Here is a 6,332-nt window from a genome sequence, read left to right on the forward strand (position 1 = left end):
GCTTGTGGGGAGGGATAAAGGGTGGGGGTCACTTCAGGAAAAACCGGCACAACTGCAGACAAAAAAAGCGCCCCAAAAGGGGCGCTACGGAATTTGTGTCACACAGGGACTTGAAGCGGGAGGCGCGCGGCCTTTCGGGGCGCGTCTTTTGTCTCAAGTTGCACCCACAATGGCGCGGCAACCGTTAACGAAACCTTGCTGCGGAACCGAAATTTTTACCGAATGCTAGGGACGTTGGCGAAGCGGTAAATTTTGGCGAAAGGTTCGGTTAACCATGATCAGGTGCGCAGGGTCGGCAGATCGCGGAAGAGGTCCAGAGCTTCGGGATTGGCGAGTGCTTCCTGGTTCTTGACCGTTCGGCCATGGACGATGTCGCGCACGGCGAGTTCGGTGATCTTGCCGGACTTGGTGCGCGGGATGTCGGTGACGGGGACGATGCGCGCCGGGACGTGGCGGGGGCTGGCGCCGGTGCGGATCTGGGTGCGGATCTTCTTTTCCAGTCCCTCGTCCAGCGTCACGCCCGCTGCGAGGCGGACGAAGAGCACGACGCGCACATCGTCGTCCCAGGTCTGGCCGATGCAGATGGCTTCGGCGATCTCGGGCAGTTGCTCGACCTGATTGTAGATTTCGGCGGTGCCGATGCGTACGCCGCCCGGATTGAGCGTCGCGTCCGACCGGCCGTGGATGACGATGCCGCCATGTTCGGTCCACTCGGCGAAATCGCCATGGCACCAGACATTGTCGAAGCGCTCGAAATAGGCGGATTTGTATTTCGCGCCGTCGGGATCGTTCCAGAACATGATCGGCATGGCCGGGAACGGCTTCGTGCAGACGAGTTCGCCCTTATCTCCCCTCACCGGCTTCCCGTCATCATCCCAGACGTCGACCGCCATGCCGAGGCCCGGCCCCTGGATTTCGCCGATCCAGACGGGCTTCGTCGGCACGCCGAGGACGAAGCACGAGACGATGTCGGTGCCGCCGGAGATGGAGGCGAGATGCACGTCCTCCTTCACGCCGTCATAGACGAAGCGGAAGCTTTCGGGCGCAAGAGGGGAACCTGTCGAGGCGATGGTGCGGACGGAGGAGAGGTCGTGCGTCGATTTCGGCTCGAGGCCCGCCTTCTTCACCGCGTCGATGAACTTCGCTGAGGTGCCGAAGAAGGTCATCTTCTCGGCCTGCGCAAAGTCGAAGATGACGTTGCCGTCCGGGTAGAAGGGTGAGCCGTCATAAAGGAGCAGCGTCGCGCCCGAGGCGAGGCCGGAGACCAGCCAGTTCCACATCATCCAGCCACAGGTGGTGAAGTAGAAGAAGCGGTCGCCCTCGCCGATCCCGGCATGGAGACGCTGCTCTTTGACGTGCTGGAGCAGCGTGCCGCCGGCCGAATGGACGATACATTTCGGGATGCCCGTCGTGCCCGACGAAAACAGGATGTAGAGCGGGTGCGCGAAGGGGAGCCGGGTGAACTCGACCGCCTTCGGCGCAATGATTGAGATCGCGTCCGACAGGGCTTCGGCGCGGTCGATCTTCGCGGCGGCTGATTTCGCGTTTCCGAGATAGTCGACGATGAAGGCGCGGGTTGCGCTCGGCAGCTTGGCGACGACGGCGGCGACCTTGTCGGAGATTTCGAGCGCCTTGCCATTATAGTGGTAGCCGTCGACGGTGATGAAGAGCTTCGGCTCGATCTGGCCGAAGCGGTCGAGCACGCCCTGTTCGCCGAAATCGGGCGAGCAGGACGACCAGATGGCGCCGATGGAGGCGGTCGCGAGCATGGCCGCGATGGTTTCCGGCATGTTCGGCATCATCGCCGCGACGCGGTCGCCCTCACTGAGGCCATGCGCCCGGAAGAGCTGCTGGAGCTGCGAGACCAGGGCGTGAAGCTCGTCCCACGACATGCGGCGCGAAACCTTGTCCTCGCCGCGGAAGACGAGCGCATCGTCGGCGCCGTGCTTCGACAGGAGGTTTTCGGCGAAGTTCAGTTTCGCATCGGGGAAGAAGCGGGCGCCGGGCATGCGGTCGCCGTCTTCGAGCACGCGCGCGCCCTTCTCGCCCTTGACGCCGCAGAAGTCCCAGACGAGGCTCCAGAACGCCTCGCGATCCTCGACCGACCAGGCGTGGAGCGCGTCGTAGTCGCCGAGTTCGCGGCCGGCCACGACCGAGGCCTGCCGCGCAAAGGCGGTGATCGGCGCGGCCTCGATATCCTGCGGTTTCGGGGTCCAGATCGGCGCGGTTTCGGTCATGCGGGTCCTCCCAGAAATGGTCGCGCTCTTGAAGCACGGCGCGGGCTTGGCTGACAAGCCACGCGCGGCATCGTAGAAATACGTTGGCAACGGCCCTTCCAAGGCCACAAATGCTTGAAAAGGCATTCGCATCGAATAGGCTCCGCGGCAATGCAGACGTGCGGGTGTCTGCCAGTCGGCGAGGTTGAATGCAGGGACAGGTCGTCAGACGAACGATCATCGGGCTCGCCGCCCTCATCGTCGTGGGCGTCGGGCTGGTTCTCGCGCTGCCGTGGATCGCCTCGACCCAGCTCGTGCGCGACCGGATCGCCTACGAATTGTCGGCCTGGAGCGGCTATCGCGTGCAGCTTGGCCAGGCGCCGCACATCGATGTCTGGCCGACCTTTTCCGCCCATCTTTCCAATGTCGCGCTCTATGAATGGGGCGCCCATGACAGCCGCCCGGTGCTCGAGGCCGAGCGCGTCGACATCGACCTTTCGGCGCTGGCGGCGCTGCGCGGCAATGTCGTCTTTTCCAGGCTCGCGCTCGAACACCCGCTGCTGCGGCTGACGCGGGCGACGCCGGTCTTCGACCTGCCCCCCCTGCCCGGCGGCGGACGGATGAGCCGGGCGATCGACACGGCCAGCCAGGTCGTCGGCGCCAATGCCGTCGAGCCGGACCTTTCGGCGCTGCCGAGCGACCCGTTCGGGCAGGTGACGTTCAATGACGGGCGCATCGCGGTCGTCGAGGACGGCCAGGACCAGGTGATCCTTTCGGGCCTGACCGGACAGATCGGCTGGCCCGCGCTCGACCGGCCGGCGACGCTGACGGCCGCCGGGGTCTGGCGCAGCGAAGCGATCCGCGTCGAGGCCTCGAGCGCGCAGCCGCTGCTGCTCATGGCCGGCGGCACGTCGCCGATGCGCCTTTCGCTCGACGCCGCGCCGGCCAAGCTGCGCTTCGATGGGGCGGCGAACCTTTCGGTCAATTCGTTCTTCGACGGTGAGGCGAGCTTCGAGACGCCCTCGCTGCGCCGCGCGCTCGAATGGTCGCGAACCGACATCGCGGCCGGCCAGACGATCGGCGCGGCCAAGCTTTCGGGGCGGATCACCGGCAGCGCGGAACGGCTGCGGATCGAGGACGCGGTGCTCGACCTTGCAGGAAGCCCGGGCAGCGGCGTTCTCGAACTTTCGAATGACGGCGCCGCACCGACCATCGGCGGCTCGATCGCCTTCGACCAGTTGAACCTGGGCACGTTCCTCGCTGCCTTCACGCCGCAGATCGACCGCGTCGACGAGGCGGCCGACCTGATCGACGAGAACGCGGCGCGCCAGCTCAATCTCGACCTGCGGCTTTCGGCGACGCAGGCGCAGCTCGGCAGTTTCGCGCTGGCGGGGCTCGCCGCGACGGCGCAGCTCAAGGACGGCAATGCCGCCTTCGACATCTCCGACGCGACCGCCTTCGGCGGCACGATCCAGGCGGGCATCCGGATCGAGCCGGCAGGCGGCGCCAATGCCGTCGAGTTGCGGTTCCTGGCGAGCGAGATCGATGTCGGCGCGATGACGCTTCAGGCGGGCGCCAAGCGCTTCGTGCCGCAGACGCGCGGCAACCTGTCCGCCATCCTGCGCGGCAAGGGCAATGACTGGAACTCCGTGATCTCGACCTCGGAAGGCACGCTCACCGCCAATTTCGGGCCGGGCGACATCGTCGGCATCGACGCCAACGCGTTCCTGGCGCGGTCGGCGGATGGGCGGATGTTCCCGCTGTCGGACGTGGCCGAGGGCGCCCTGCCGATCCGCGGCCTCCAGTTCAGCGCCGCCGTCGGGCGCGGACTGGCGCGGATCGACACCGCGACGGTGTCGATGGAAGGCCGGCGCGCCTCGCTGACCGGCATCGTGCCGCTTGCCGGCCGCGCGCTGGCGCTTTCCGGCGAGGTCGCGCCGGTGGACGGCCAGGGTCAGGTGACGGGCGAGGCTGCGAAATTCTTCGTCGGCGGGGGCTGGGACGAGCCGTTCATCTCTCCGGTGGCGAATGCGCCGGATGTGCGGGATGGGCCGGAACTTTGATTTTTGGCAGGCGGGTGCGGGTCTTCTGCGAAGAGGACCCCCACCCTTTATCCCTCCCCACAAGGGGGAGGGAGGGCGTCGGCGTTGTGCTTCATCCCTTGAAACCGGGTCCTAGCTTGACGGTGGAATGCGGCGTTGAAGGCCTCTCTCCCCCTTGTGGGGAGGGATAGAGGGTGGGGGTTGCCTGGCGCGGTCCGCCCAGAAAACTCACCCCTGCGCGGCGGCCTGTTCGTCGCGGCGGCGCTGGACGTCGCGGCGCTTGTTGACCAGCGAGGCGAGGATGACGCCGATGCCGACGACGCCGATGAGGATCGTCGAGACGGCGTTGATCTCGGGCGTCACGCCAAGCCGGACCTGGCTGTAGATGCGCATCGGCAGCGTCGTCGCGCCCGGGCCGGAGGTGAAGCTGGCGATGACCAGATCGTCGAGCGAGAGGGTGAAGGCGAGCATCCAGCCGGCGACGATGGCCGGCAGGATGACCGGCAGCGTGACGGTGAAGAAGGTGCGCGCGGGGGTGGCGCCAAGGTCCTGAGCGGCCTCCTCCAGCGAGCGGTCGAAGCTCAGGAGCCGCGATTGCACGACGACCGCGACGAAGCACATCGAGAAGGTGATGTGGGCGAGCGTGATGGTCATGAAGCCGCGCTCGAGGCCGATGGCGACGAAGAGCAGGAGCAGCGACAGGCCGGTGATGACTTCGGGCATGACGAGCGGCGCGAACACCATGCCGGTGAAGAGGATGCGGCCGTGAAAGCGCGTGTAGCGCGTGAGCACGATGGCCGCGAGCGTGCCGAGTACGGTTGCGACCGAGGCCGACAGGAAGGCGACGCGGAAGGTGACCCAGGCGGCGTCTATCAATTGCTGGTTCGACAGGAGCGAGGCGTACCAGCGCGTGGAAAACCCGCCCCAGACCGTGACGAGACGGGACGCGTTGAACGAATAGATCACCAGCAGCAGGATCGGGATGTAGAGGAACGCGAATCCCAGCACCAGCGAGACGATGTTGAAGCGCGAGAGGCGGTTCATCGGCCACGCTCCTGGGCTTTCGCCTGCGCCTGCTGGAAGAACATGATCGGCACGACGAGGACGAGCAGGAGCACGATGGCGACGGCGGAGGCCACCGGCCAGTCGCGATTGGCGAAGAACTCGTTCCACAAGGTCTTGCCGATCATCAGCGTCTGCGAGCCGCCGAGAAGGTCCGGGATGACGAACTCGCCGACGGCGGGGATGAAGACCAGCATGCAGCCGGCGACGATGCCGGGCACCGAAAGCGGCACGGTGATCTTCCAGAACGCGCCGGCGGGCGTCGAGCCGAGATCCTGCGCCGCCTCGATCAGCGAGAAATCCATCTTCTCCAGCGTCGCATAGAGCGGCAGGACCATGAAGGGCAGGTAGGAATAGACGATGCCGATATAGATCGCCGTGTAGGTGCCGGTGATGATGAGCGGCGCATCGATGATGCCGAGCCAGAGCAGGAACTGGTTGAGCAGCCCCTCGGGCTTCAGGATGCCGATCCAGGCGTAGACGCGGATCAGGAACGACGTCCAGAACGGCAGGATGACGAGCATCAGCAGCAGCGGGCGCAGGCTGTCGGGCGCGCGCGCCATGGCATAGGCCATCGGGTAGCCGATCAGGAGCGCGAGGAAGGTGGAGACGCCCGCGATCCAGACGCTGGTCAGATAGGCGTTGAAATAGAGCGCGTCGTCCCAGAGCCAGAGGTAGTTTTCGAAGGAGAGTTCGGAGAGGGCTTCGGTGAAGGCCGCCCAGCCTTCGGAAAGGTCGAAGGTCGGGGTGTAGGGCGGCATCGAGATCGCGGTGAAGGACAGCGAGATCTTGAAGACGATCAGGAACGGGACAAGGAAGAAGACCAGCAGCCAGAGATAGGGGACGATGATCGTGACGCGCGAGGCGATGGCGGCGACGAGGCGGTTCATGGGTGGGTCACCTGCGCAGCCGGCCGACGATTGCGCTTCGTCGCGCCCCCCTCTGTCCTGCCGGACATCTCCCCCGCGAGGGGGGAGATCAGTCTCGTCTTGGAAAGGTCGCGCTCCGTCGC

Annotated in this window: 4 protein-coding genes; 1 reads left to right on the plus strand and 3 read right to left on the minus strand. The window is 66.0% G+C overall.

Annotation, left to right across the window (positions count from 1 at the left end; translation table 11 throughout):
- Positions 1-278 precede the first annotated feature (278 nt).
- The gene (locus tag ALII_RS0116760; RefSeq protein WP_024588383.1) at positions 279-2,237 is read right to left on the minus strand and encodes an acetoacetate--CoA ligase; all 1,959 of its coding nucleotides are present in this window, start codon (positions 2,235-2,237) and stop codon (positions 279-281) included.
- Between the two features lie 188 nt (positions 2,238-2,425).
- On the opposite strand from ALII_RS0116760, the gene ALII_RS0116765 reads away from it, so the two are divergent.
- Positions 2,426-4,279 (plus strand): AsmA-like C-terminal region-containing protein, encoded by a 1,854-nt coding sequence (locus ALII_RS0116765; RefSeq protein ID WP_024588384.1) that lies wholly within the window; start codon positions 2,426-2,428, stop codon positions 4,277-4,279.
- 207 nt (positions 4,280-4,486) lie between these two features.
- Here the strand turns inward: ALII_RS0116765 and ALII_RS0116770 are convergent, their stop codons facing one another.
- Positions 4,487-5,302 (minus strand): ABC transporter permease subunit, encoded by an 816-nt coding sequence (locus ALII_RS0116770; protein ID WP_024588385.1) that lies wholly within the window; start codon positions 5,300-5,302, stop codon positions 4,487-4,489.
- Entirely contained in the window at positions 5,299-6,210 is a 912-nt protein-coding gene (locus tag ALII_RS0116775; RefSeq protein ID WP_024588386.1) for an ABC transporter permease subunit, read from the minus strand. Before ALII_RS0116775 ends, ALII_RS0116770 begins: the two co-directional genes overlap by 4 nt.
- Positions 6,211-6,332 lie beyond the last annotated feature (122 nt).

Origin of the sequence: Aliihoeflea sp. 2WW, assembly GCF_000497755.1 — a bacterium.
Lineage (GTDB): Bacteria > Pseudomonadota > Alphaproteobacteria > Rhizobiales > Rhizobiaceae > Aliihoeflea.

What these genes read in the sequence shown, in the direction of transcription:
- ALII_RS0116770 (WP_024588385.1), bottom strand. Translation starts at nt 5,302, where the DNA reads ATGAACCGCCTCTCGCGCTTCAACATCGTCTCGCTGGTGCTGGGATTC.
- ALII_RS0116775 (WP_024588386.1), bottom strand. Translation starts at nt 6,210, where the DNA reads ATGAACCGCCTCGTCGCCGCCATCGCCTCGCGCGTCACGATCATCGTC.
- ALII_RS0116765 (WP_024588384.1), top strand. Translation starts at nt 2,426, where the DNA reads ATGCAGGGACAGGTCGTCAGACGAACGATCATCGGGCTCGCCGCCCTC.
- ALII_RS0116760 (WP_024588383.1), bottom strand. Translation starts at nt 2,237, where the DNA reads ATGACCGAAACCGCGCCGATCTGGACCCCGAAACCGCAGGATATCGAG.